The 23,505-nt window shown below is 41.0% G+C and carries 24 protein-coding genes; 21 read left to right on the top strand and 3 right to left on the bottom strand.

Features of this window, described 5'->3' with window-relative positions; translation table 11 throughout:
- Window positions 1–3 precede the first annotated feature (3 nt).
- The 14 genes from UFB30_RS08335 (at window position 4) to UFB30_RS08270 (ending at window position 14,414) form a co-directional block, all read left to right on the top strand.
- Window positions 4–315, top strand: coding sequence for a phage head-tail connector protein (locus UFB30_RS08335; RefSeq protein ID WP_322421217.1), 312 nt, complete (start codon window positions 4–6; stop codon window positions 313–315).
- Entirely contained in the window at window positions 296–646 is a 351-nt protein-coding gene (locus UFB30_RS08330) for a phage head closure protein (RefSeq protein ID WP_322421216.1), read from the top strand. The genes UFB30_RS08335 and UFB30_RS08330 overlap by 20 nt, the downstream gene beginning before the upstream one ends.
- Window positions 643–1,053 carry a hypothetical protein gene (locus UFB30_RS08325; protein ID WP_322421215.1) on the top strand — a complete coding sequence of 137 codons (411 nt, stop codon included), beginning with the start codon at window positions 643–645 and terminating at the stop codon, window positions 1,051–1,053. The genes UFB30_RS08330 and UFB30_RS08325 overlap by 4 nt, the downstream gene beginning before the upstream one ends.
- Window positions 1,037–1,465, top strand: coding sequence for a hypothetical protein (locus UFB30_RS08320; RefSeq protein WP_322421214.1), 429 nt, complete (start codon window positions 1,037–1,039; stop codon window positions 1,463–1,465). Before UFB30_RS08325 ends, UFB30_RS08320 begins: the two co-directional genes overlap by 17 nt.
- Window positions 1,465–2,052 (top strand): phage tail protein, encoded by a 588-nt coding sequence (locus UFB30_RS08315; RefSeq protein ID WP_322421213.1) that lies wholly within the window; start codon window positions 1,465–1,467, stop codon window positions 2,050–2,052. Before UFB30_RS08320 ends, UFB30_RS08315 begins: the two co-directional genes overlap by 1 nt.
- 57 nt (window positions 2,053–2,109) lie before the next feature.
- Entirely contained in the window at window positions 2,110–2,592 is a 483-nt protein-coding gene (locus UFB30_RS08310; protein WP_322421212.1) for a hypothetical protein, read from the top strand.
- Window positions 2,593–2,792: 200 nt separating this feature from the next.
- Window positions 2,793–5,786, top strand: a complete 2,994-nt coding sequence (locus UFB30_RS08305; RefSeq protein WP_322421211.1) for a hypothetical protein — start codon at window positions 2,793–2,795, stop codon at window positions 5,784–5,786.
- 8 nt (window positions 5,787–5,794) lie between these two features.
- Window positions 5,795–7,246 carry a distal tail protein Dit gene (locus UFB30_RS08300; RefSeq protein WP_322421210.1) on the top strand — a complete coding sequence of 484 codons (1,452 nt, stop codon included), beginning with the start codon at window positions 5,795–5,797 and terminating at the stop codon, window positions 7,244–7,246.
- Window positions 7,243–11,811 carry a phage tail spike protein gene (locus tag UFB30_RS08295; protein WP_322421209.1) on the top strand — a complete coding sequence of 1,523 codons (4,569 nt, stop codon included), beginning with the start codon at window positions 7,243–7,245 and terminating at the stop codon, window positions 11,809–11,811. The genes UFB30_RS08300 and UFB30_RS08295 overlap by 4 nt, the downstream gene beginning before the upstream one ends.
- Window positions 11,812–11,824: 13 nt before the next feature.
- Window positions 11,825–12,250 carry a DUF1617 family protein gene (locus tag UFB30_RS08290; RefSeq protein ID WP_322421208.1) on the top strand — a complete coding sequence of 142 codons (426 nt, stop codon included), beginning with the start codon at window positions 11,825–11,827 and terminating at the stop codon, window positions 12,248–12,250.
- A gap of 40 nt (window positions 12,251–12,290) precedes the next feature.
- A complete protein-coding gene (locus UFB30_RS08285) occupies window positions 12,291–12,515 on the top strand; it encodes a hypothetical protein (RefSeq protein WP_322421207.1) in 225 nt (74 codons plus the stop codon).
- A gap of 312 nt (window positions 12,516–12,827) precedes the next feature.
- Window positions 12,828–13,157: a hypothetical protein gene (locus UFB30_RS08280; RefSeq protein WP_322421206.1), complete on the top strand. Its 330-nt coding sequence runs from the start codon at window positions 12,828–12,830 to the stop codon at window positions 13,155–13,157.
- A 4-nt stretch (window positions 13,158–13,161) separates the two neighbouring features.
- Complete coding sequence (locus tag UFB30_RS08275) at window positions 13,162–13,431, top strand: holin (RefSeq protein ID WP_322421539.1); 270 nt, start codon at window positions 13,162–13,164, stop codon at window positions 13,429–13,431.
- Complete coding sequence (locus UFB30_RS08270; protein WP_322421205.1) at window positions 13,431–14,414, top strand: N-acetylmuramoyl-L-alanine amidase; 984 nt, start codon at window positions 13,431–13,433, stop codon at window positions 14,412–14,414. Before UFB30_RS08275 ends, UFB30_RS08270 begins: the two co-directional genes overlap by 1 nt.
- A 47-nt stretch (window positions 14,415–14,461) precedes the next feature.
- On the opposite strand, the gene UFB30_RS08265 is transcribed toward UFB30_RS08270, so the two are convergent.
- Both UFB30_RS08265 and UFB30_RS08260 read right to left on the bottom strand, forming a co-directional pair.
- Window positions 14,462–14,767 (bottom strand): STAS-like domain-containing protein, encoded by a 306-nt coding sequence (locus UFB30_RS08265; RefSeq protein WP_322421204.1) that lies wholly within the window; start codon window positions 14,765–14,767, stop codon window positions 14,462–14,464.
- A complete protein-coding gene (locus UFB30_RS08260; RefSeq protein WP_322421203.1) occupies window positions 14,755–15,657 on the bottom strand; it encodes an ATP-binding protein in 903 nt (300 codons plus the stop codon). Before UFB30_RS08260 ends, UFB30_RS08265 begins: the two co-directional genes overlap by 13 nt.
- A gap of 127 nt (window positions 15,658–15,784) precedes the next feature.
- On the opposite strand from UFB30_RS08260, the gene UFB30_RS08255 reads away from it, so the two are divergent.
- Together UFB30_RS08255 and UFB30_RS08250 are read left to right on the top strand one after the other, a co-directional pair.
- Window positions 15,785–16,006: a transcriptional regulator gene (locus tag UFB30_RS08255; protein ID WP_322421202.1), complete on the top strand. Its 222-nt coding sequence runs from the start codon at window positions 15,785–15,787 to the stop codon at window positions 16,004–16,006.
- Complete coding sequence (locus UFB30_RS08250; protein ID WP_322421201.1) at window positions 16,007–16,345, top strand: YolD-like family protein; 339 nt, start codon at window positions 16,007–16,009, stop codon at window positions 16,343–16,345.
- A gap of 30 nt (window positions 16,346–16,375) precedes the next feature.
- Here the strand turns inward: UFB30_RS08250 and UFB30_RS08245 are convergent, their stop codons facing one another.
- Entirely contained in the window at window positions 16,376–17,092 is a 717-nt protein-coding gene (locus UFB30_RS08245) for a hypothetical protein (RefSeq protein WP_322421200.1), read from the bottom strand.
- Between the two features lie 373 nt (window positions 17,093–17,465).
- On the opposite strand from UFB30_RS08245, the gene hemW reads away from it, so the two are divergent.
- From hemW to dnaJ, 5 genes are all read left to right on the top strand, one after another.
- The gene (gene hemW, locus UFB30_RS08240; RefSeq protein ID WP_322421199.1) at window positions 17,466–18,599 is read left to right on the top strand and encodes a radical SAM family heme chaperone HemW; all 1,134 of its coding nucleotides are present in this window, start codon (window positions 17,466–17,468) and stop codon (window positions 18,597–18,599) included.
- A gap of 92 nt (window positions 18,600–18,691) precedes the next feature.
- Window positions 18,692–19,732 (top strand): heat-inducible transcriptional repressor HrcA, encoded by a 1,041-nt coding sequence (hrcA, locus tag UFB30_RS08235; protein WP_322421198.1) that lies wholly within the window; start codon window positions 18,692–18,694, stop codon window positions 19,730–19,732.
- 113 nt (window positions 19,733–19,845) lie between these two features.
- A complete protein-coding gene (grpE, locus tag UFB30_RS08230; RefSeq protein ID WP_322421538.1) occupies window positions 19,846–20,406 on the top strand; it encodes a nucleotide exchange factor GrpE in 561 nt (186 codons plus the stop codon).
- Between the two features lie 25 nt (window positions 20,407–20,431).
- A complete protein-coding gene (dnaK, locus tag UFB30_RS08225; RefSeq protein ID WP_322421197.1) occupies window positions 20,432–22,258 on the top strand; it encodes a molecular chaperone DnaK in 1,827 nt (608 codons plus the stop codon).
- A gap of 115 nt (window positions 22,259–22,373) precedes the next feature.
- A complete protein-coding gene (gene dnaJ, locus UFB30_RS08220; protein WP_322421196.1) occupies window positions 22,374–23,492 on the top strand; it encodes a molecular chaperone DnaJ in 1,119 nt (372 codons plus the stop codon).
- Window positions 23,493–23,505: the final 13 nt, after the last annotated feature.

Here is a 23,505-nt window from a genome sequence, read left to right as displayed (position 1 = left end):
TTTATGGCTTTAGATCCACTTTTAAATGATCTGAAAGAAAAGCTTCGTATTACCTGGACAGATGAAGATGATGCGCTTGATAAACTTTTGAAAAAGTCTAAGCATTATATTGAGGGTATTACCGGTGCAAGAAACGCACTAGCTTTCGATTATAGTGTTGACTTGACAGCGGCTGAACTCGTTCTCGAGCACAGCCGTTATGTGTATAACAATGCGGGTGATGAGTTTCAACAGAATTATCATGCTGACCTTGTCCGTCTCCAAATACAAGTGGCCATAAAAGTAGGTGTAACAAATGAAGCCGACACACCGTGAAACATTTAATGATGGTTTAATTCAATATGGTCATAAAGAAAGTATTCGATCATCAACGAAAAAAACAATTGGTGATGCTTTTGTTCCGCGTGGCACGCTTTATTATCGGGAGCTTATGAAGAGAGAAGCTGACTATCAGATTGTGTCAGCCGGCACTGCTTCACTTGATTTAAAAATCAAAACACCATTTCCACCGGACTTGCGTGGTAAAATGTTGTCAAACCTCACCATTGTGATTCGTGGCGTGGAATATGAAGTCATTAAAGCGGATTACGATCAGGAGCGGATTTACTTGTATTTTTACCTGCAGAGAGTGGGGATCGTGAAATGAATGATAAATCAAAAGTGCGAATGCGTGAACAAATCGAAAGTGTGATTGAAAAAATTGAAGCGGCTTTTCCTGATCTTCTCATTTTTCAGGATGAGATTAGCGCAAATGAATTAAAAGCTTTTCAGGACGGAGAGGATTATTTCTGCATTGTCTTCACAACTGGAGACTTTAACTCTGGAGATTCAAAGAAATTTCTGACACAGGACTTTATGTTGGATTACTATTCTGAGAACCGCGATGACGTTGATGAGATGATTATTGATCTGATTACGCTTATGGATCAGGTAAAGACTTTTGAATTTGAAACTACTGCTAAGCAGCGCTTTAAGGTGAAAGATACAGAGCGCTATGTAGATGTCACGGCAATCGAATTTAAGAGGAAGGTTCAATATGAGTGTTCAGTTTGATTTATCAGAGTTTGAAGAGCTTAATAAGAAGATTCAGAAGCTTGGACCAAAAGCAGAAGATGCTTTAAATGAATCTCTACACAAACATACAAAACGAATCTTGGAGCCGCAAATCACAAAATTGATTAAGGTGTCTAGGCGTGATGGTGTGGTGCGTGACAAAGATCATGCACGAAATATGCGCTGGTCTACACAAGTAAAAGAGAATCTTGAAGTAACAATTAAACCAAAGGGCGGAGCAGCAAGTAATCCGGGGTCCTTTGGTTATTTAGCGTTTCCGGATTTAGGTATCGGCAACCATAACCGGGTACCTCAGGAGTTTATGTCTCGTGGAAGAGATAAAGCGTTACCTGGATTAGTAGAGCTGCTGGATGCTGACCTATTAAAAGCAATTGAGGAGGGACTTAAATAATGCCAACAATTATTACAGAATTTGATGCAGTCACTGTAGAAAATGGATCTGTTCAGTTTGTCAAAAATGGCACTCAAGAGCCGGGTACTGCTATTGGCTGCACCGGTACAGTAGAAGGTGAAACAGAGTCATTTTCTATTATCAAAAAATGTAAAGGTGCCACTACCAAAAAGATCACAAAACCAATGCAGCATAATTTGACGTACAGCGGTCATATCCCGGTGCAAGTCCTGCGTGATGTATTTGGATTAAAGAATGAAGGATTAAAGCCTGGCATCTACTCATATGGCGTGAATTCAAAAGGTTATAACTTTGTGCTGACGTTTGATGTTGTAGATGAGTTTGAAGACGTGACAAAGCTGATTGCCTTTCCGAATGTTTCATCTGCGGCCGGTCTGAAAATCCAGTCAATTGAAAATGGCGCTGAAGAAGTGGCAATGATCGAACTTGAGTTTACAGCGCTACCTGATGAGGTTGGAGAGCTTTATTATGAAGCCTTTGTGGATGAGCTGGAAGATCCAACCGTAGCTGATGACTGGCATACAAGTTTTACAAGAGAATTAGTCGAATTAGTAGCAACCCCATAATAACGAGAACCTTCTGATTTCAGAGGGTTCTTTTTAATTCTGATTGGAGAGATGAATGTGTCAAAGAAAATTCAAGTAATTGAACTGAAAGAAATTGAATTTGAAGAGCGTGAAGTTGAAGGAAACACAGAATTTGTTGAGGTCTTCAAAAACAAAAAGAAATATCCTCTTTACTTATCTAATGCAGCCTTGAAAAAAGGAAGAGACGAAGGGTTAATTGACGGTAGCTTAATTTCTGATGTAATCAAGCTGGATGCTGAAACAAAGCATATTACGGATGAGAAAGAAAAAGGTATGAAGATGCTTGACTCTCTTCCTGAGCATAAACTACATGCTTTAATTTATCTGGCGTTTAAAGGAGCGAATCGTCAGGAGTCATTTAGCCTCGATGAGTTCCTTGAACGATACCATTATTCACATTTAGAAACAGTGAGGATGTATACCAGCTTAATTAAAGATACGATGCAGCAAAATCAAAATGCATTTGCGGATGGGTTAAAGAAATCAACGCAGGGTGCAAAAAGCGGTGAAAAAAAGTAAAGCCTCCACACCTCACTTTTGAGCATGTGGAGGATAAATATGCCTGGTATGTAATAGGTATCGGTTTAGATCCAGATCTGTTTTGGCATGATCCCATACAAAATGTTGAAAGAGCATATGTGAATGCAATGGCCGTCAAAGGTTGGATGTCGAACCCGAAAACAATGTGATAAAAACTGAAAAGAAAGTGAGGTGAGAAAATGCCTAAAAATCCACAAACGCGGGTAACCGTCAAATTGTTCAATGAGCAGTTTAACAAGGCCATGAAAGAAATGGGCAATGAGTCCAGCCAATTAAGAAGAGAATTTGTTCTTCAAGAAGAGCAGATGAAGGAAACTGCTTCAGAAGCTGAAAAGTTGGAAGCTAAAGTTAAGCATCTTGGTCGGCAGCATGAGATAGCCGGCAAGCGGGTTGCTGAAACTGAAAGGCAGTATGAAGCTGTAAAGAAGCAGTTTGGAGAAAACTCAAAAGCTGCCCAGGACATGGCCAAGAAATTAACAGATGCACGTATTGATGAGCAACGATTAGCGAACCAAATTTCACGCACCAATCAAAAGTTAGAAGATCAGCGCAGAAAAGCAAAAGTCACAGGGGACGATTTAAAGAAGCTCGGACGTAAGGCTGCAGATGCTGGAAGAGATATTGCTACTGGATTAGGTGCAGGAGCTGCAGCAGGGACAGCGGCGATCGGTGGACTTGTAACAGGAATGCAAGAATACAACAGGGACCTGGCCAGGCTCAAAACGAATGCTGTTTTAGCGGGAAATGATTTAGGACTTGTTGAAAGTGCGTTTCTTAAGATCACAGAAGTGACCGGAGAGTCAGACTCTGCCGTTGAAACAGTTTCGAATTTACTTGCATCCGGGTTCAAGGATTCAGAGCTTGCTGACACTATTGATCTAATAAACGGTGCGGCAATCAAATTTTCAGATACATTGAAGACGGAAGGTATTGCTGATGGCTTGCAGGAAACTTTCGCAACTGGGGAAGCAATTGGTCCTTTCGCTGAGTTGCTTGAGCGATCAGGGGTTAATTTAGAAACATTTAATGGAAAACTTCAAGCTGCTAAAGAACGTGGAGAAGAAACGACTTTTGTAATGCAGGAACTAGCTGACCTTGGTTTCGGGAAAGTATCAGATAAATACGAGGAACTAAACCCAGAAGTAGCTGAACATGCAAGAGCCACGGCAGAATTACAGCATGAAATGGCTGAATTGTCTTTAGCGCTCACGCCACTAATCGTTGAACTATCAAACTTCTTAAGTGCAATGGCTGCATGGGCTTCTAGTAATCCGGAAATGGTCCGTGCATTAGCCCTGACCATAGCAGCAATTGGTGCGTTGAGTACAGCTTATCTGTTCTTAATGCCGATTGTGACAGGTCTTTTGGGCTTTTTCTCTACTTTATCTGCTGCAATAGGTGTAGTAGCAGGCACTACAACAGCCGCGACCACTGGGGTAGCTGTAATGGCTGGGGTCATCAGTGCTTTAATTAGTCCTATTGGAATTGTTATTGCAACTCTCGCAGCACTAACTGCAGGATTTTTTGTTTTATATAACAACAGCGAATCTTTCAAAAGCAGTGTCGATGGTTTGCTTGATAAAATAAGCGCCTTTGCTCAGATTGCAATTAATGAATTACAGCCGGCTATTGAAATTATTAAAGAGATCTTTTCTACACTCAGTGAAGCAATTGGGGCAGCGCTCAATGGTGACTTCTCTCAGCTTCAATCTATACTGCAAAATTTGATTCCGACTATCATTGGTATGTTGATTGGTGGGATTCCGGGCTTAGTCATTGCTGCATCGAGATTTTTACCTGCGATTGCTGAAGGTATTGCGAGTAATGGAGAGGTTTTGACAGTTGCCATACTTTCTATTTTAAATATGGTACTGACTTTCATAACCACTCAATTACCATTCTTTCTAGCAAAAGGTGTTGAAATACTTACATTTTTAATTCAAGGCATTCAAAGTGCGTTGCCAATTATATTGCCGATCTTATTAGGGTTAATCAATTTTATAATTACAACCATTTCAACATTACTGCCACTTCTGCTTGAAGTCGGTATTCAGATTCTCATGACGATTCTAAACGGAATCATTTCTGTACTACCTACACTCATTACAATTTTATTTGAATTAATCACAACAATCGTCAACACGCTGACAACCCTACTGCCGGTCATTTTGGAATCAGGAATTCAAATTTTGATGACACTTATCCAGGGGATTCTATTTGCCTTACCGATTTTAATTACTGCAATTTTAGATATTGTCCTGAAATTGGTCAGTATTTTGATTGAGAATCTACCAATGATTTTAGATGCAGGGATTCAGATTCTTTTAACATTAATTAATGGAATTGTTCAGATTCTGCCTGAGTTGGTATCGGCAGCGTTAAATTTAATTCTAACGATAGTTGAAACTTTGATTGCGAATCTGCCTTCAATTATCGAATCAGGAATTGAAATTCTTTTAGCGTTGATCAATGGAATTGTTCAAATATTACCTCAGTTGATAGAGACTGCAGTAACTTTAATTATTGAAATTGTCTCAGCAATTATTGAGAATTTGCCAATGATTTTAGAAGCAGGGATTGAAATTCTTTTAGCTTTAATCGATGGGATTATCCAGGTAGTGGGTGAACTTCTGTCCACGTTGAACAGCGATGTGATTTCACCTTTGATTGAGAGCTTTGAAGGAATTGATCTCCTCGAAATAGGTAAGGACATTATTAGAGGATTAATCAATGGTATCGGATCAATGGCAGGTGCAGTAGGTAGAAAAGTCTCGGAAATCACAAATTCCATTCCGGGAGTAGTCAAAGATCTACTTGGTATTCGTTCACCTTCAAGAGTACTGATGGAAGATGGAGAAGATGCCGGAGAAGGTTTAGCAATTGGTGTTGAAAAGAAATCCGGCAGAGTGAAAAATGCAACGAGTTCTATTGTAGATGATTTAATTTCTACCGTGAGCGGGGTTGCTGGAATGACCGGTGATGTGTCGGGTATCAGTGGTTCAAATGATTTTGTTGAATTAATACAGAGTGCTTTCGGTGATGTTCTTCGCTATATCAATCAACCTGAGATGGTTGTAGTAATTGATGGAAGAGAGGTAGGGAAAGCTGTAGCAAAAACTGTGAAAGATGAAAATGATCGCAGGGATAATAGGAATCGACAAGCGAGGGGGTGAAAACTTTAATGAGTAATAATGAAGATTTATCAGTCTCATACGACGGTGTAGATTTAAGTGAATATTTTTCTATAGAGTCTGTTAACGGTAGAGGATTAATGAACAAAGAATTAGAGCTGTTAGAAATTCCTTTTAGAGATGGCGCTCTTCTTACTAAAAAGAAAATTAAAGTAAGACCGATAACAATAAATATTACCTTAGACCACGTTGATGTTGCTCTGTTAAAAGTAGCTGTTGAAGACTTGAACAAAATTTTTAATGTGAGTGTAGAAAAACCATTGATATTTAATGATGAGCCGAATCGAACATTTTATGCTATCAGTGAGGGCATAACAGAAACCTTTGAATGGGGTGGTGTTTATAAAGCCACAATTAATTTTCTTTGTCCAGATCCATACAAATATAGTTCAGTTCCATATGAACAAGACTTGATTAATGACGGAAATGCACAGGTCGTCACTGTAGGCGGTACAGCACCGGCACACCCGATCTTTACATTCACCGTCAACGAACCAATTACGTTTCTTGATGTTGTAAAAGAAGATGCCTATATGCGAATTGGTGATCCGGTGAACCTGGATGAAATCGTCTATCAGAAATACACGCCATTACTTACAGATCAACTCACATCTTTAATTGGCTGGGGACAGGCACTTTTTACACCAGATGGCGGTGCCAAGACCGGTGCATTTGAAACGACTGGCCAGGTCTTCCGGGCATCTGATTATGGGTCCGGGGCAGCCTGGCATGGTCCTGCATTAACGAAATCGATCTCAGCACCTGCAGAGGATTTTTATGTGCGGATGTATGTCGATATGATACTAAAGAACACACGTGAAAAAACGCGAGCGGAAACCTATCTGCTTGATGAGTCAGGGAATATCATGGGGAAGCTTGCTGTGATCTTTCAGGTTACATCAGGCTATGCGTCTGTAGAAGTCAATTTAAGAAATGTCGGCCGGTCTGAATTCATTGTGAATCTGCGGAATGATTCAAGATACTTTGGCGATTTTCATGGGTACATTTCGCTTGAAAAGCAGGGAAATCAATACCGGGTGGAAGTTGGCAGAGATACGCTCCTGTATGGCAAATTCTTTGTCTATGAAGTCCGCTCGTTTGGCTACAAAGATATCCTGAATGAATTTCCACAACGGTTAGCTGCCGTTGGGTTACATGCAGGGGCACACGGTACATCGCCGGAACCATACCGAAATCATATCAGGAGCGTTTACGTGCGCCGCGTAAACACACAGAATAACGGCATCCCGGTCATCGCAAACCCGGGTGATGAGATCATCATTGATCATACGACCAAGAAGATCACGATCAATGGGGAGCCATTCACAAATAAAGATTTTGGTGCAAAATTCTTCACGCTCAACAAAGGGGCAAACGCACTCATGTTCGGGCCGCCAAATGCTTATGACGTCAATGTACAATGGAGGGATCGTTATTTATGATCAATGTATTAGATAAACAAACAGATGCCCTCCTGACATGGGTTGAAGCATTTTGGGATGACGAGCATCTTCGTACGTCTGAGCTGGTGGAAGAGTTTAAATTCACATTGGACGCAACGCACCCTGCAGCACAGTTTTTTGAGGCGCGCGAGCGTGTCATTATCCCGGATGAAGATGAAGGACTGTACCGGGAATTTATCGTCAGTGAAGTTGAAACATACAATGATGAGAAGACCGTCTATGCCAGTCCTTCCTATCTTGATCTAAAGAAAGCAAAAGTGATTGCGCCGATTAAACTTGAAGGGATTACATTAAATGCAGGCATCGACTATGTATTAGCTGGCACTGAATTTCAGCGTGGGAACACAGATTATTCAGGTACCCGGACCTGGACCATTGAAAAGCATCTGGATCCGTACGCAGCCTTAAAGCAGCTTGCCAGTCTATTTGATGTCGAGCTTGATTTCCACATTGAAACGCGTGGTTATAGTGTGATTGGTCGATATGCTGATATGGTGGAACGCCGGGGAGAAAACAACCATAAGGAAATTGAAGCCGGTAAAGATTTAATCGGTATCGAAAGAAGAGTTTACTCAGAGCGCTTAGTCACAGCGCTTTTTTGTATTGGCCCTGAAAAAGAAGATGGGTCCCGGCTGACTGAGCTTGTGGAAGATGAAGCAGCCCTCCAGGCATGGGGGCGTGATGGAAATCATTTGATTGAAATCTATGAGCCTGAAAGCACTCGTGAGGAAATGACCAGCGAAGAATTAAAGCAGTACGGGCGTACTGAGTTAAATAAACGCATAACGGCTGCCATTGAGTATCGCATTGAAGCTGCATCCATCGAGCATATCTTTGGTTATGAACATGAAAAGGTTCGGCTAAATGACACGACGCGGGTAAAAGAAGACCGGTACTCACCACCACTCTATTTAGAGTCAAGGGTGGTTGAAGTGATCCGATCTATTCAGGACAAATCGAAAAAACGATATGTGCTTGGTGAAGTGATCGAGTACGCGGAAGAGGATGTGTTGGCAACCTTCAGAGAACTGCAGACGCTTTACGGATTAAAAGTAATCCGAAGCGCTGAAGAGCCTGAAGGGGATTCGCAGCGGATCTGGATTAAGACGGGTGGCGCTGTGGAAGTCGCACATATCTGGAATGGTGCTGAATGGGCGAAAATTACCCCGACAGTTGCGGCAGAAGTTGGTGCTGAAACACCGCAAGGCGCACAGGAGAAAGCAAATCAGGCAGAGCAGCAGGCGAAGGATCATGCTGAACAGAAAGACACTGAAACCGTTCAGGTTGTGAACCAAACGATCAGCCAGACAAGAATTGACCTGGAGAATGATCTGGCGCAAAAAGCCGGCATCAATTATGTCGATGGTGAGTTTAGTTTAATTGATAGTCAACTCGCGAATATGCTTGGTGATATCAATTTAATCAGTGGTGATGTGTCAGGTATCATATCTGAAGTTGATACGCTGCAGACTGTTTCAGATAATCTGCTTTCAAGAGTATCAGTCAATGAGGCTGAACTATCAGCTGCAGGTGGCAGGCTCACAACTGTTGAAACTGATATCGATACAGTAACAGGTGATCTGTCAGCAACAATTACTACATTAAGTAACCTGGAAGGCACTGTCTCAGATCAGCAGCTGCAGATCAATGCCAATGCTGATGGACTTGCATTAAAAGCGAATCAATCCAGTGTAGACACGCTGACCGGATCAGTTTCTAACATTAATGCAGAACTGACATTACAGGCGGGTATTTTATCAGCCAAAGCTGAATCATCTGAGCTTACTGTAGTGGATAATAAGGTCGCTGGATTGCAGACTGATTTTGCTTCATTTGAGGTCAGTGTGAGTGGCATCTCTGCGAAAGTAGAAAGTGTTGAAGCTGAGTTGAATGGACTCGAAATTGGTGGACGGAACATGATTAAAAACTCTAATTTTTACACTGGTTCACTTCAAAACTGGCTCAACAATGGCTCTGTTACTTATGCTTCTATTGACGGTAAAAAAGCAGCATACATTGGCACTTCAAACGGTATCTATCAAACTGTATCAAATGAAGATGTAGTTTATTCATTTTCATTTGAGGCAAAGGCATTAGACGCATCTACAAGTGCCAGAATTGGATTTTTAAACGTTGGCGCAAGTGGTTCGTTTGCTCTTGATACTAACTGGAGAAGGTATACTTTTACAACAAACAAAACAATTCCGTCAGGCCAAATATTTCATATTTATAGTTATGGAAAAAGATATTACATTACAAACATTAAAGTTGAAAAAGGAAATAAAGCAACCGACTGGACACCGGCTCCTGAAGATACTGATGCAGCAATTACATCAGTACAGGAGTATGCGTCAAGAATTGATCAAAAAGCTGATTTGATTAGCACTGAAGTGAGTAGTTTGACTCAAACTGTGGACGATCATACGACTTCTATTAGTAACGCTCAATCAAGCATTACGCAGATCAGTACCAGTCTTGAGTTGAAAGCTGAACAAACACTTGTGAATAGCATCGCCGGTGAGGTGGATAGCGTTCGTAATGATGTTTCAAGTCTGCAGGTTGATGTGGGGAGTATTACAACGAGTGTTAGTACATTGCAAAGTGACTTAAATACTTTAGAGAGTACCACAGGTAACTTGTTGTTTAACCCGACAAGCGTGACGGATTCTCTATCAGGTGAATGGTCATCCAGTAGTTCATCAAACCCCATCAGTGTGACTGCTCAGTCATTCTTTGGGGTGGAGGTGCCTGTGCTTAGGGGTACCTCAAGTGGAAATACGCAGTATTATTCAGATTATTTCTATGTCGATCCTGCCAAGATGTACGAGGTATCGCTATGGGTAAAGTCAGACCAACCGGTGCCGTCAGGCTCACATTTTTATGTTGGTTTAAATGGTGTCCTACGAGGTGGCGGCGGTGCAACATTTGAAACGATCGCTGATGCTTCGGGGAATCCGGGATCTGATACATCTAACTTTTATTTCTGGTATGTAGCCGGAAGCAGTGAACCTCTATCAGATTGGACCAAGATGGTTGCATATATTTTACCAACAGGCCAGGACGGCAGTAAGTTCAAAGGGACAGCAACCAGAGCTTACACGCATGCACGAATGAAGCCAAATACCGAACGGATCAGGTTACGTTTTCTCAACTGGAGTAATACATCTTCAAGAAGTGTGTATGTAGCAAATGCAAAAGTTGTGGAAGTACCCTCGGATATGACGGTTGGGTTAACAAACCGTATCGTCAGTGCAGAGTCATCTTTAACTCAACAAGCAAATCAGATTATCACAAAGGTAGCGCAGACGGATTTTAATACACTTACCGGCCGAGTGAACATCGCTGAAAGTACCATTACTCAGTTATCGGATGAAGTAGATATCAAAGTTGATAAAAACGGCGTCATTAGTGCGATCAATCTTTCACCAGAAGCTGCCAAGATTCAATCGGCAAATATTGATTTGATTGGTGCAGTGACCGTTCTTTCTGATATTACCGGTAATCTTGGCACAATTACTGCAGGTAATATTAATGGTGCACGAATTATCTCAGATGGTTCATGGGGAGTGATGACCCTTGATGATGGGTTGCTGGATATCAGCGGAACGAAGTCAACAGGTGCAGGTATTTATGATGGCTATACCGTTGATACGCAGTATGAAGGAACAGGCATTGATGGAGATATTCAGAGTGGGATCTATACACGGAAGTTTCTATTCAATCCAAGTCGCCTCACTGCCTATTCCCGCGGAGGATTAGAATTTGGTGGATTTCAGATTGAAGCAGATGCACTCTATAAACAAGTCGATATCTCAGCATTCCACGGTTCAAAGTTTAGGTTTTTAACAAATACCTTGGATAGTGACCAAGACGGGGTAGAAACAGAATTGATGACGCTATTCACAGACCGGATCGCAACGAAACGACCTTTTTATCCTGAGGCATCAATTTTTACAAATACGGTGGACGGGCTGCCGAATCTCCATACTTACATCAGAGTGGATGATGGCATGGAAGTTCGTTTTACCCGAAATGGAACAACGGATCAGTTCATTCACACCAGAGCATCCTTCATGTATGCGAATGCTCTGGATATCAATACAGGAACCCATATTTATAACCGACCGTCTTCCACAGGATCATTGCGTGTCACAGCAACAGGAACTACCGGAACATTTCGACCTGTCGAAGCATCAGCATTTAATACGGCTTCCAGTCGTGATTATAAAACGAATATTGAAGTGTATGAAGGAAATGCGCTTGAGGTTTTGAGGGAGTTATCAGTTGTAAATTACGATCTGATTGATGACCTGAATAATGGCATTTTAAATAATCGTCAGATCGGTCTGATTGCAGAAGATAGCTTAACAGTCGCAGCACCGGATGGTCGCAGTATTGAAAACTATAAGCTGCAGACGTACCAGCTAAAAGCGATTCAAGAACTGGCTGAATGGTATGAGGATCACGAAGACCGGATCAATAAATTAGAAATAAAAAATCAATACCTGGAATCACGTGTGCAGGAATTAGAAAAAGCAGCATAAAGGAGACGATCAAATGAAACTTGAAATCGAAAATGGGAAAATTTTTGGTTCAATCAATTTACTCAGTAAGTTGGTATTAAAAAATAAAGAATCACGTCATCGTTCAGATTTAATCGAAGAACTTGAAAAGCAGCTGAAAAAAGTAGCGAAGCATGAAAAGACTCTTCTTGAAGAACACAGCCGCAAAAACGATGAGGGAGAAGCTCTTAAGAAAGAAGATGGGTCTTATGATGTTCTTGATATGGAGTCACTTACCCAGGAAAAACAGGAGCTGTTTGAGGAAGTTTTTATCCTTGAAGGGGGGAATGTGACAGGCTACTTAAAGACCGTAAAGAAAGTATTATTTGAATGTGAAGAAGAGTGGTCCGGTCCAGAAGCAAGTATTTATAATTATCTCTGCAAGCAATTTGAAAAAGAAACGGAAACCAAGAGTGCCTAATCAGGTGCTCTTTTTAATTTGAAAAAGGAGCGGATTGAACATGATGGAAAATCTAAATATTAAGGTAAGCAATATTTCATTTAATCAAAAGGGAGAGCAGACATTCGTACAGCTGCGTTTTAACAGCACAAATGGTCAGATCAATATTGGCGGTTTTGTAGAGGCAACACAGGCAGAATTCTTTGCGGTAAGCTCATCTTCTGATGGGATCAATGAGCTCGCTCGCCAAAAGCTTGTTGAATTATTGAATCAGCCGGCAGAATAAAATATAAATAAATTATTATTTTTAAATAATATGCACTTAATGTATATTATTTAGTGAGAAGGTAATTCACTGGGTCACTCCGATTCATAGTCATAGGGGAGTGGCTATCATGTCTGAGGATATTTACATTGATTCGGCATTGCTAAAACTTTTAGTGAAGGAGTTCCAGGAGAAGTTAAGTCGCGAATTAACATTTCAGGAGCTCAAAATTTTACAGGGATTAGCGACAAAAAAAGAGAGAGAAAGAGCGTACCCATAGGGTGCGCTTTTTTATATTGCAATCATTTCAAAATTAAATTATAGGGGGCGCTTATGCAAATTGCACATGAAATTGCTAATTCGCAAGCTGTGTGGGCAGTCTGCTGTATTATCCTTGCAGCAGCGGTCATCAGAGAAATGCGGAAAGAAAACGTTGAACGTGAACGTGATTTAAAAGAATCAAATAATATCGCAAGAGCTGAAGCCAACAGAAGAGAAGAACGCCTGATGACTCACCTTGAAAAATCAAATGAAATTCAGCACGAAACATCTAAAACACTTCAATCGATGCAGACTACACTTGGCACTGTGGAAAATCGTGTAGACCGGATGGAGAAAAAATTATATCGAAAGCGAGAGGATCAGCATGGAAGAAATGAATGAGGTTATGAGACAGACACTATCTTTCGGAACGGTATTATTACCAATCATTTTAGCGCTGGTAGAAGGAGCAAAAAAATCATTTCCAATTAAAAAGAATCTCATCCCGACACTTGCAGTAGTGATCGGGCTTTTTATTGGATTCGCAGCATCTCCTTTTACTGATTTAGATGTAACGCTTCGGCTATGGGCCGGCGGATTAGCAGGATTGTCCGCAACCGGACTTTTTGAAGTATTTAATATCCGTAAGGGTGTTACGAAAGGGGGAGAAGCGTGATGGTTAAGGTTGCATGGTGTGCAGGACACGGACTATATACTGCAGGGAAACGGACGCCGGCTGGTGAACGTGAATGGACGTTTAACAACAAAGTCATTCGCGCAGCTATGGATTATCTTGAACAATATCAGGGTGTCGATCAGATCCGTGTAGATGATCCGACTGGCAGGGTAGATGTAGCTCTGTCTATTCGGGTGAAGCGAGCAAATGATTTTAAAGCAGATGCATATATTAGCGCGCACCATAATGCTTTTAAGGGTGTATGGGGTACACATACCGGCACAGAAACGTATGTCATGGATCCGGCATCTGGAAACCCGAGATCAATGGCATTAGCACGTGCAGTGCATCCGGGTCTGGTAAAAGCAATGGGGTTATCTGATCGCGGGATCAAAGCAGCTAATTTTTACGTACTGCGTGAGACCGGGTTCAAAGGTCATCCAATGGCTGCTATTCTCACAGAAGGCGGGTATATGGATAGTTCGATTGATGTAAAGCGCTTGAGAAATGATGCCGTATTAAAAGCTGCAGGTGAAGCAATGGCTAAAGGTGTAGTAAATCACTATGGTTTAAAGCGTAAGCCAAAGCCAAGTGTGAACATTAATCCAAAGTATACGACGAATCCTGCAGATAGAATCGGAACAGTCGTGATCGGCAGTCAGGCGATGAACTACCGGACTGAACCTTCATTAAATGCACCGATCATTCGTGTGCTTCCTGCAGGTCATGGATCCGGAAAAAAGACTGTTCATTTATATGAAGAGAAGGGTGACTGGATTCGGCTCGGAGCGGGATGGATTAGTAATGCTGATGGCAAGTATGCCAAAGTCAAAAAGTACCCACCGAAGCCGAAAAAAGATATCTATCGTGTCATTATCGATGGCGTCCAGGTAGGTGCATTTTCTGAAGATGACAATGCAATCGAAGAAGCGAGAGAAGCGATTGAAGCTCGTAAGAAGAATATTAAAATCGAAAAAGTATAATCTAAAGGCAGCCCTCATAAAATTGGAGGACTGCCTTTTTTCATATATTAAACTAAAGTTGCATTTTTCCTCTCAAACACTTCAAAACGAAAACGATCTTTGATCATACCGTTTATCTGAGAATTTGTATCCGCAAATTTCACATGAGATTTTATAAAGCTAAAATCAAATGTATCTAATAGCTCAATAAAAGCAGTGTTTACGAACGACGATGTTACTCCATTTATTCCTTGAAAAGAAACAGTAACCGAGTATCCATCATTCAGTTTACTTCGAAGTATCTCTTGGATAATCAGTCCATCATGATTGGAGTAGCAACGTTCTACATGGTCAGAAATTTTTAAAATTCCCATTCGAACTCCTCCTCGTGATCCAATATTTGTTCAATATTGGTCGTGTTTAATACAATTTCAATAAATGTTCCCGGATAATAACTGTATGAGTCAGTAGCGATAATCCCAGCTTCACTGTGGATCTTATTTGATAGTATACCACTATTAGACATTATGCAAACAGCACCTTTATTTTGCGTAACAATATTTTTTACCAATGTCGCAAGCCCGGCTCCTCTGTTCCTTGGTGTATCTTGAGTAGTAAAACCTTCTTTAATGGAGAGTATTAATGCTTCACGATCAGTTAAATTAGCATCGTATTTTTCCTGAATGTTTTTAGCAATTCCTATTCCAAAATCAGCTACACATATTTTAATACAATCTGTTTGTGGGTAGTGCTGAGCAAATACCGAACCTATTTCAGTATCAGTATGATCAACAATGTTATTAAAGACTTCTCCAATACACATGCTAATTGTATCTAGCCTGCTAACATGGACATCTAATCGGCGGGCCAACCATGGTTTGAAATTATTATCTATCCACTGTTGACTGTTAGTGTAGTGGACTTTTGTAAGTGGTAATGTAGTTACTCTTGGATGAGGATCTTCATATAATGGTTTTTCTAAATACTCCTTAAAGAACAGGGAGTCATCTAAAAACTTAATCGGACAATTAGGTTTATCCCCATATTTATCAGGTAGATCAATATAAACTTTAACATCGTTATGTAATAACCATTCGAATAAATTGCTAAGTAAAGTTATAGCAGCCGGTTCAATGAAAGTAAGACGCGAAAAGTCAAATGTGAATTCGTCTGATTTCGGGTGAAGGTCTTCGTTAATAATGTCTTCTAAAATAAAATTGATAGTTGTTCGTTTAAAGCGAGTTGGTAAATAGACTGTAGTCAAAATTAATCACTCCCCAGTTCTTTGTAGTTAAAATGTTACATTTAATTAAAACTAATTGGAAGGAAAAATTTATAATATTTACAAATAGAACGTTTGTTCGTATAATCAAACAAAAGGAGGGAACATTATGAGAGAACAGCTAATGAAGTACCAGCAGCAAAACCACACGGTAAAGATGATCTATATGGATAAGTCTGGCCAATGCTCTGAGCGAAAAATAAGGATCCGGAATCTTCATAATACTTCATTCACAGCCTTCTGCTTCAAGCGTGGTGCCGTACGTACCTTCCAATATGATAATGTTCTTTCAATTGTCCCTGTGATTAAACGTGAAAAGATGGTGATCTAAGTGGATGATAAAAATAGAGACCGCGGCACGATTAAGTGGACCAGTATGATGCTGCCTGAACATGTGGGGCAGCTACGTGATTTCTTTGAATATAAATACAATGCTGAAAAGCAACCGATCATGGATGAGCAAATGATGGAGATGATCTTTCTGACGATCCAAGAGGCCTGTGAGTTTCAGCAGGAGATTGAGCTGAAGATATTTAAAGAAAATCGGATTTCCAGCATCACTGGAATGGTGAAAATGATTGAGTACCAGAAGCGGTACATATTAATAGAAGAGAATGCGGATGAAGTGAAGGTCAGTTTCGATCATGTGGTTGGCGTAAATCATGCATAAGTAAACCCCTGCTGATAGGGCAGGGGAGGATCATTCAGTGATTTCGTAATAAGCTTTGAGAGAAGCTACATACACTGTGGCATTTAATACATACTTATTTGATTCTACAATTTGCCCTTCAATAGTTGTTACTTCTTTAGGTGAGTAATTGTTATCGTCAATCATTTTTAAGGTTCTTCTTATAGCAGATAAGCGGTAAGAAATTGCTTCTTTCATCTCACTTTGGTATCCACTAATGTTTTCGGTTGCTTCATCGGACAGCTCTTCTGGAATATCCAATTCATCAATAGTAATAGTAAGTATTTCATATTGGTTCTCAGCATGGCTGATTTCCTTATATGCGGAATAGATATCCAAGGAACCCTCACTAAATGAGGACATAGGTTCTTCATAATGATCAGCCCAAATTTCATCATAGCGATCCATAGTCGAATCAAACCTTGAGCCAACTGAATTTAAAAACACTTCTTTTTCATCAGCTGTAACTTTTTCTTCGTAGTCTTCTTTTTCAATAGCCTCTTCTTCTTGAGTAGCACTTGCTGTATCTTCAATATCCTGAACAGCCAAATCACTCTTTAATTGATCTGCAATCCTATTTAACTCTTCAATATTTTCTTCACTACTAAGACCCGATTCATCATTTTCATCTTGAAACAAATTGCCGATTAAACCGATAACGAATAAAGTGGGAATTAATATAATGAACCATTTCCTTTTATACACAGGTACTTTTTTAGTTGTATTCAAATAAAAACCTCCTATATGTATTTACCAACAGTATACATGAATAGGAGGTATTTGGTTTCACTCAATTTCACTGGCATTATATTGTTTTCCACCGCAGTGCCACCGTTACAATAAAATACACTAAGATAAACAAAAATATGAAAAATGATGTTAAGATACTAAAAGGAAATAAAAGCCCTTGATCTGTATGGATTGCTAAATACAATAGAATACATTAAGATACACTCCGTACCAACATCACCATAAGAAGCCTTTATGGCTGTCCTTCAGATGGATGAAGGGGAAAAATAATTTTTATACATGTGAAAGGGGAGCGGATTCTGCATACAGCAGGAAACGTCCCTTTTTCTATGTTAAAGGAATGAGGAAAAGCATGACATCAGCAGTATATATACACATTCCGTTTTGTCACCATATCTGCCACTACTGTGATTTTAATAAAGTCTTTATGAAAAACCAGCCGGTTGATGAGTATATAGAGATGCTCATTCAGGAAATGCGTACAACACAAAAGGGCACGCAGTCAATGAAAAGTATATTTGTCGGTGGGGGAACACCTACTGCGCTCAGTGCGGCCCAGCTCGAAAAGTTATGTACCGGGATTCAGTCAGTCTTTGATATCACAGAAGACACGGAATACACATTTGAAGCCAACCCGGGAGATCTCAGTAAGGATAAAATTAGCGTGCTGAAAGCATACGGCGTGAACAGGCTCAGCTTTGGCGTACAGTCCTTCAATGACAGGCTGCTCGAAAAGATCGGGCGTAATCACCGGTCTGAAGATGTATACCGTTCTGTGAAAGAAGCACAGGAAGAAGGCTTCAGTAATATCAGCATTGACCTGATCTATGCGCTGCCTGAACAGACACTTGAAGATTTTGAAGATACAATTGACCGTGCGCTTGAACTAGATCTGCCTCATTATTCAGGGTATTCACTGATCGTTGAGCCTAAGACAGTCTTTTATAACCTGATGAGAAAAGGGCGTCTCCCTCTGCCGGGTGAGGATGCTGAAGCGGCTATGTACGATCTGCTCATGGATAAAATGGCAGCAAAAGGGCTGCACCAGTACGAAATCAGCAACTTTGCCAAACCGGGCTTTGAAAGCCTTCATAACCTGACTTACTGGGAAAATGAAAGCTATTACGGCTTCGGTGCAGGTGCACATGGTTATGTAAATGGCGTCAGATATTCAAATATCGGGCCCGTTTCCAAATACATTCAATCTCTTAAAGACGGGAAATTACCTATATTCCATCAGGCTGAAGTAACAGCTCATGAGAAAATGGAAGAAGAGATGTTCCTTGGGTTGAGAAAAACAGCAGGTGTATCGATTCCGCACTTTAAGCAGAAATTTAATACTGAGTTGATGCAGGTATTTGAATCACCGGTAAAAGATATGACAGGGAGAAACCTGCTGGAGATTGATAATGACCGGATCAGATTAACGCGTGAAGGAAGATTTCTTGGAAATGAAGTTTTTCAATCATTTCTTGGATTAAATTAATGCATAGTCGTTGACAGTAAAATCATCATTTGATAACTTAAGAAATAGATTTAGCACTCGTGATAAGTGAGTGCTAACAGGGGTGATAAAAGATGCTAACAGATCGGCAATTACTTATTCTTCAAGTGATTATTGATGATTTTATTCGCTCTGCCCAGCCGGTAGGTTCGAGAAGCCTGTCCAAAAAAGATGAAATTCCTTTCAGTTCCGCTACAATCAGGAATGAAATGTATGACCTTGAAGAAATGGGCCTTTTAGAAAAAACCCATACTTCATCAGGGCGTATTCCTTCAGAAAAAGGATATCGTTTTTATGTGGATCACCTGCTCTCACCGCAGGCATTAAAGAAAAAGGATATGTCTCAGATACAATCAATCTTTGCAGACAGAATTCTTGAAATTGAAAATGTCGTTCAGCGCTCAGCTGAAATCCTGTCACAGATGACGAATTACACATCGATTGTTCTTGGGCCGGATCACCATGATAACAAGGTGAAAAGCGTTCAGATTATCCCTTTAAACCAGGACAGTGCAATCGCGATTATCGTGACAGATACAGGACATGTTGAAAACAAAAGGTTTACGATTCCGCCCGGACTGAATCCGGAAGATATTGAACGGATGGTCAGAATACTGAATGAAAAGCTGACCGGCACGCCGCTTGCGGAGCTTCATGACAAGATGTACAAAGAGGTAGCATTATTTCTGAAACGCCATATTGCAAATTATGATCTCATGATCGAAGCATTTGCGCAGATTATGAACGTACCGGTTCATGATAAACTGTTTTTTGGCGGAAAGATGAATATGATGAACCAGCCTGAATTCAATGATATTGATAAGCTCAGAATGCTTATGGATGTCATTGATAAAGAGGATTATCTGTATCCGCTGATCAAAGAAAACAGCGGTTCTGGTATTCAGATCAGAATTGGGAAAGAGAACAACAATGAGGCGTTAAAAGACGTTTCTCTGATCACTGCATCATTTCCGGTTATCGGAGGCCAAAGCGGTTCACTTGCGATACTCGGTCCTACCAGAATGGAGTATTCAAGGGTGATCAGCCTGCTGAATGTGATCAGTATGGATTTATCTAAAGCATTATCGAGTTTTTATGATTCAGATGAAAAATAATGCCTGCCGCTGGCCATTGCCCGGCAGTGCATTTTCCTGAAGAGATTCATGCACTCTATTATTCAGGCGTTTACGCATGAATAAAAAGGGAAAGCATTTCAAGGAGGTGAAAGATCGTGTCAGAAAAAGATGTACAGCAGGAAACAGCAGAAAAAGTAAAAGCAGAAGCGGTTGAAGAAACTGAGGAGACTGCAGAAAATGCAGCTCAACAGGAAAAGTCAACAGAAGCTGAAGCAGTAAACTGGCAGCAACAGGCAGAGGAAGCTGAAGATAAGTATTTACGTCTTCGTGCGGAATTTGATAACTACAGACGCCGTATTCAAAAAGAAAACGAAACTTTACAAAAGTATCGTGCTCAAAATGTCGTGACAGGAATTTTACCTGCGCTTGACAATTTTGAACGTGCACTGAATATAGAGACAACAAATGATGAGTCTGCTTCACTGTTAAAAGGAATGCAGATGGTACACTCAAGCCTTTTGGAAGCATTGAAAGCTGAGGGTGTGGAAATCATTGAGTCAACAGGTCAGCAGTTTGACCCGAACCTTCATCAGGCAGTTATGCAGGTATCTGAAGAAGGTTATGAATCAAATACAGTCATTGAAGAATTACAAAAAGGTTATAAGCTGAAGGACCGCGTAATCCGTCCTTCAATGGTGAAAGTAAACGAATAATTGTATTTGGGAGGATGATGTTGAAATGAGTAAGATTATCGGTATTGACTTAGGTACAACAAATTCATGTGTGGCAGTACTTGAAGGCGGAGAAGCAAAAGTTATTGCAAACCCTGAAGGTAACCGTACATCTCCATCGGTTGTATCATTTAAAAATGGTGAAAAACAGGTTGGGGAAGTTGCAAAGCGTCAGGCAATCACGAACCCTAACACAATTATGTCTGTTAAGAGACACATGGGTACAGACCACAAAGTAGAAGCAGAAGGTAAAGAGTATTCACCTCAGGAAATTTCTGCAATGATTCTACAATACTTAAAAGGATACGCTGAAAGCTACCTTGGCGAAGAAGTAACAAAAGCTGTTGTTACTGTTCCGGCTTACTTTAACGATGCTGAGCGTCAGGCAACAAAAGATGCAGGCAGAATCGCCGGTCTTGAAGTAGAGCGTATTATTAACGAGCCAACTGCAGCAGCACTTGCATATGGTCTTGATAAGATGGAAGAAGACCAGACGATTCTTGTCTATGACCTTGGTGGCGGTACATTTGACGTATCTATCCTTGAACTTGGCGACGGCGTATTCGAAGTGCGTTCAACTGCCGGTGACAACCGTCTTGGCGGTGACGACTTTGACCAGGTGATCATTGACCACCTTGTAGCTGAATTCAAAAAAGAAAACAGCATTGACCTTTCTAAAGATAAAATGGCACTACAACGTCTGAAAGATGCAGCTGAAAAAGCGAAAAAAGATCTTTCTGGTGTAACATCAACTCAAATTTCACTTCCATTTATTACAGCTGGGGAAGCAGGTCCGCTTCACCTTGAAATGAACCTGACTCGCGCGAAGTTTGAAGATCTTGCTTCATCATTAATTGAACGCACAATGGGACCTACTCGCCAGGCGATTAAAGATGCAGGTATGTCTGCTTCTGAGATTGATAAAGTAATCCTTGTTGGTGGTTCTACACGTATTCCGGCAGTACAGGAAGCGATTAAGAAGGAAACTGGTAAAGAGCCTTCTAAAGGCGTTAACCCGGATGAAGTTGTTGCAATGGGTGCAGCAATTCAGGGTGGCGTACTGACTGGTGATGTGAAAGACGTTGTTCTTCTTGACGTAACACCACTATCACTTGGTATCGAAACAATGGGTGGCGTTTCAACTGTACTGATTGAGCGTAACACTACGATCCCAACATCTAAATCACAGACGTTCTCTACTGCAGCTGATAACCAGAATGCAGTTGATATCCACGTGCTTCAGGGTGAACGCCCAATGGCAGCGGATAATAAAACGCTTGGCCGTTTCCAGCTTGGAGATATTCCACCGGCACCACGCGGCGTACCTCAAATCGAAGTTACATTTGATATCGATAAGAACGGTATTGTAAATGTAAGTGCGAAAGATCTCGGAACTGGTAAAGAGCAGAAGATCACAATCAAATCTTCTACTTCACTATCAGATGAAGATATCGACCGCATGGTAAAAGAAGCTGAAGAAAATGCAGAAGCGGATAAGAAGCGTAAAGAAGAAGCTGAAATCCGTAATGAAGCTGACCAGCTGGTATTCCAGACAGATAAAACACTATCTGATCTTGGAGAAAAAGTTGATGAAGAAGAGAAGAAAAAAGCTGAGACAGCACGTGATGAGCTGAAAGAAGCAATTGAAAAGAATGAACTTGAAGAAATTAAGACGAAGAAAGAAGCACTTCAGGAAATTCTTCAGGCGCTTTCTATGAAGCTTTATGAAGAAGCTGCACAGCAGGCTGAAGCAGCGCAGCAGGGCGAAGGCGGAAAGCCTGAAGACGATGTTGTCGATGCAGACTTTGAAGAAGTTGACGACGATAAGAAATAATAGCAGAAGCGGAAAAAGTCAAAGTCACGGTGCTTTGGCTTTTTCTTTGCCGTTGCAAGGGCAGTCTAAAAAATGCTAAAATAACCTTTATGCAAAAGGACCGGGGAGTGGAATTATGAGTAAACGTGATTACTATGAAGTACTTGGCATTTCTGAAGGTGCTTCTAAAGACGAAATCAAAAAAGCTTACCGAAAGCTTTCAAAAAAGTACCATCCGGACATTAATAAAGATGAAGATGCCGGTGAAAAATTTAAAGAAGTTAAAGAAGCTTATGAAGTACTGAGCGATGATCAGAAGCGTGCGCATTATGATCAGTTTGGTCACACTGATCCGAATCAGGGCTTTGGCGGCGGTGCCGGTTTTGACGGATTTGGCGGATTTGAAGATATTTTCAGTTCATTCTTTGGCGGTGGCGGCAGAAGACGCGACCCGAATGCACCAAGACAGGGTAATGACCTTCAATATACAATGACGATTAAATTTGAAGAAGCAGTCTTTGGTAAGGAGACGGATATCGAAATCCCAAAGGAAGAACAATGTGAAACGTGTGGAGGAGACGGAGCGAAGCCAGGCACTAAACCCGAAACCTGTCATCACTGTAACGGCTCAGGGCAGCTGAATGTTGAACAGCAGACACCATTTGGCCGGATCGTGAACCGCAGAGTCTGCCATCACTGTGAAGGCTCAGGTAAACTTGTAAAAGATAAGTGTACGACTTGTGGTGGTAACGGAAAAGTGAAGAAACGTAAGAAGATTCACGTGAAGATTCCGGCGGGTGTTGATGATGGTCAGCAGATGAGAGTTGCAGGCCAGGGTGAACCTGGTGTGAATGGAGGACCTCCGGGAGATCTGTATGTTGTATTCCGCGTCAGACCGCATGAAATCTTTGAGCGTGAGGGCGATGATATCTTCCTTGATATGCCGATTACATTTGTACAGGCAGCACTCGGTGATGAGCTGGAGGTGCCAACTGTTCACGGCAAAGTTAAATGGAAGCTTCCGGCAGGGACACAATCCGGCACTGCTTTCCGTCTGAAAGGTAAGGGTGTCAAAAATGTTCACGGCTACGGACAGGGCGATCAGCATATCCGTGTCAAAGTCATTACACCTAAGAAGCTGACAGACAGACAAAAAACACTGCTGCGCGAATTTGCAGAAATCAGCGGTGATGTACCTGATGAGCAGCACGATAACTTTTTTGAAAAAGTGAAACGCGCTTTTAAAGGTGAATAATAAAAAATGAACT

Source organism: Jeotgalibacillus haloalkalitolerans (genome assembly GCF_034427455.1).
Taxonomy (GTDB): domain Bacteria; phylum Bacillota; class Bacilli; order Bacillales; family Jeotgalibacillaceae; genus Jeotgalibacillus; species Jeotgalibacillus haloalkalitolerans.
This window is presented reverse-complemented; position numbering and strand designations above follow the sequence as displayed.

Coding starts and splice junctions, on each gene's coding strand:
- UFB30_RS08335 (WP_322421217.1), top strand. CDS start 4: ATGGCTTTAGATCCACTTTTAAATGATCTGAAAGAAAAGCTTCGTATT.
- UFB30_RS08330 (WP_322421216.1), top strand. CDS start 296: ATGAAGCCGACACACCGTGAAACATTTAATGATGGTTTAATTCAATAT.
- UFB30_RS08325 (WP_322421215.1), top strand. CDS start 643: ATGAATGATAAATCAAAAGTGCGAATGCGTGAACAAATCGAAAGTGTG.
- UFB30_RS08320 (WP_322421214.1), top strand. CDS start 1,037: ATGAGTGTTCAGTTTGATTTATCAGAGTTTGAAGAGCTTAATAAGAAG.
- UFB30_RS08315 (WP_322421213.1), top strand. CDS start 1,465: ATGCCAACAATTATTACAGAATTTGATGCAGTCACTGTAGAAAATGGA.
- UFB30_RS08305 (WP_322421211.1), top strand. CDS start 2,793: ATGCCTAAAAATCCACAAACGCGGGTAACCGTCAAATTGTTCAATGAG.
- UFB30_RS08300 (WP_322421210.1), top strand. CDS start 5,795: ATGAGTAATAATGAAGATTTATCAGTCTCATACGACGGTGTAGATTTA.
- UFB30_RS08295 (WP_322421209.1), top strand. CDS start 7,243: ATGATCAATGTATTAGATAAACAAACAGATGCCCTCCTGACATGGGTT.
- UFB30_RS08290 (WP_322421208.1), top strand. CDS start 11,825: ATGAAACTTGAAATCGAAAATGGGAAAATTTTTGGTTCAATCAATTTA.
- UFB30_RS08285 (WP_322421207.1), top strand. CDS start 12,291: ATGATGGAAAATCTAAATATTAAGGTAAGCAATATTTCATTTAATCAA.
- UFB30_RS08280 (WP_322421206.1), top strand. CDS start 12,828: ATGCAAATTGCACATGAAATTGCTAATTCGCAAGCTGTGTGGGCAGTC.
- UFB30_RS08275 (WP_322421539.1), top strand. CDS start 13,162: ATGAGACAGACACTATCTTTCGGAACGGTATTATTACCAATCATTTTA.
- UFB30_RS08270 (WP_322421205.1), top strand. CDS start 13,431: ATGGTTAAGGTTGCATGGTGTGCAGGACACGGACTATATACTGCAGGG.
- UFB30_RS08265 (WP_322421204.1), bottom strand. CDS start 14,767: ATGGGAATTTTAAAAATTTCTGACCATGTAGAACGTTGCTACTCCAAT.
- UFB30_RS08255 (WP_322421202.1), top strand. CDS start 15,785: ATGAGAGAACAGCTAATGAAGTACCAGCAGCAAAACCACACGGTAAAG.
- hemW (WP_322421199.1), top strand. CDS start 17,466: ATGACATCAGCAGTATATATACACATTCCGTTTTGTCACCATATCTGC.
- hrcA (WP_322421198.1), top strand. CDS start 18,692: ATGCTAACAGATCGGCAATTACTTATTCTTCAAGTGATTATTGATGAT.
- dnaK (WP_322421197.1), top strand. CDS start 20,432: ATGAGTAAGATTATCGGTATTGACTTAGGTACAACAAATTCATGTGTG.
- dnaJ (WP_322421196.1), top strand. CDS start 22,374: ATGAGTAAACGTGATTACTATGAAGTACTTGGCATTTCTGAAGGTGCT.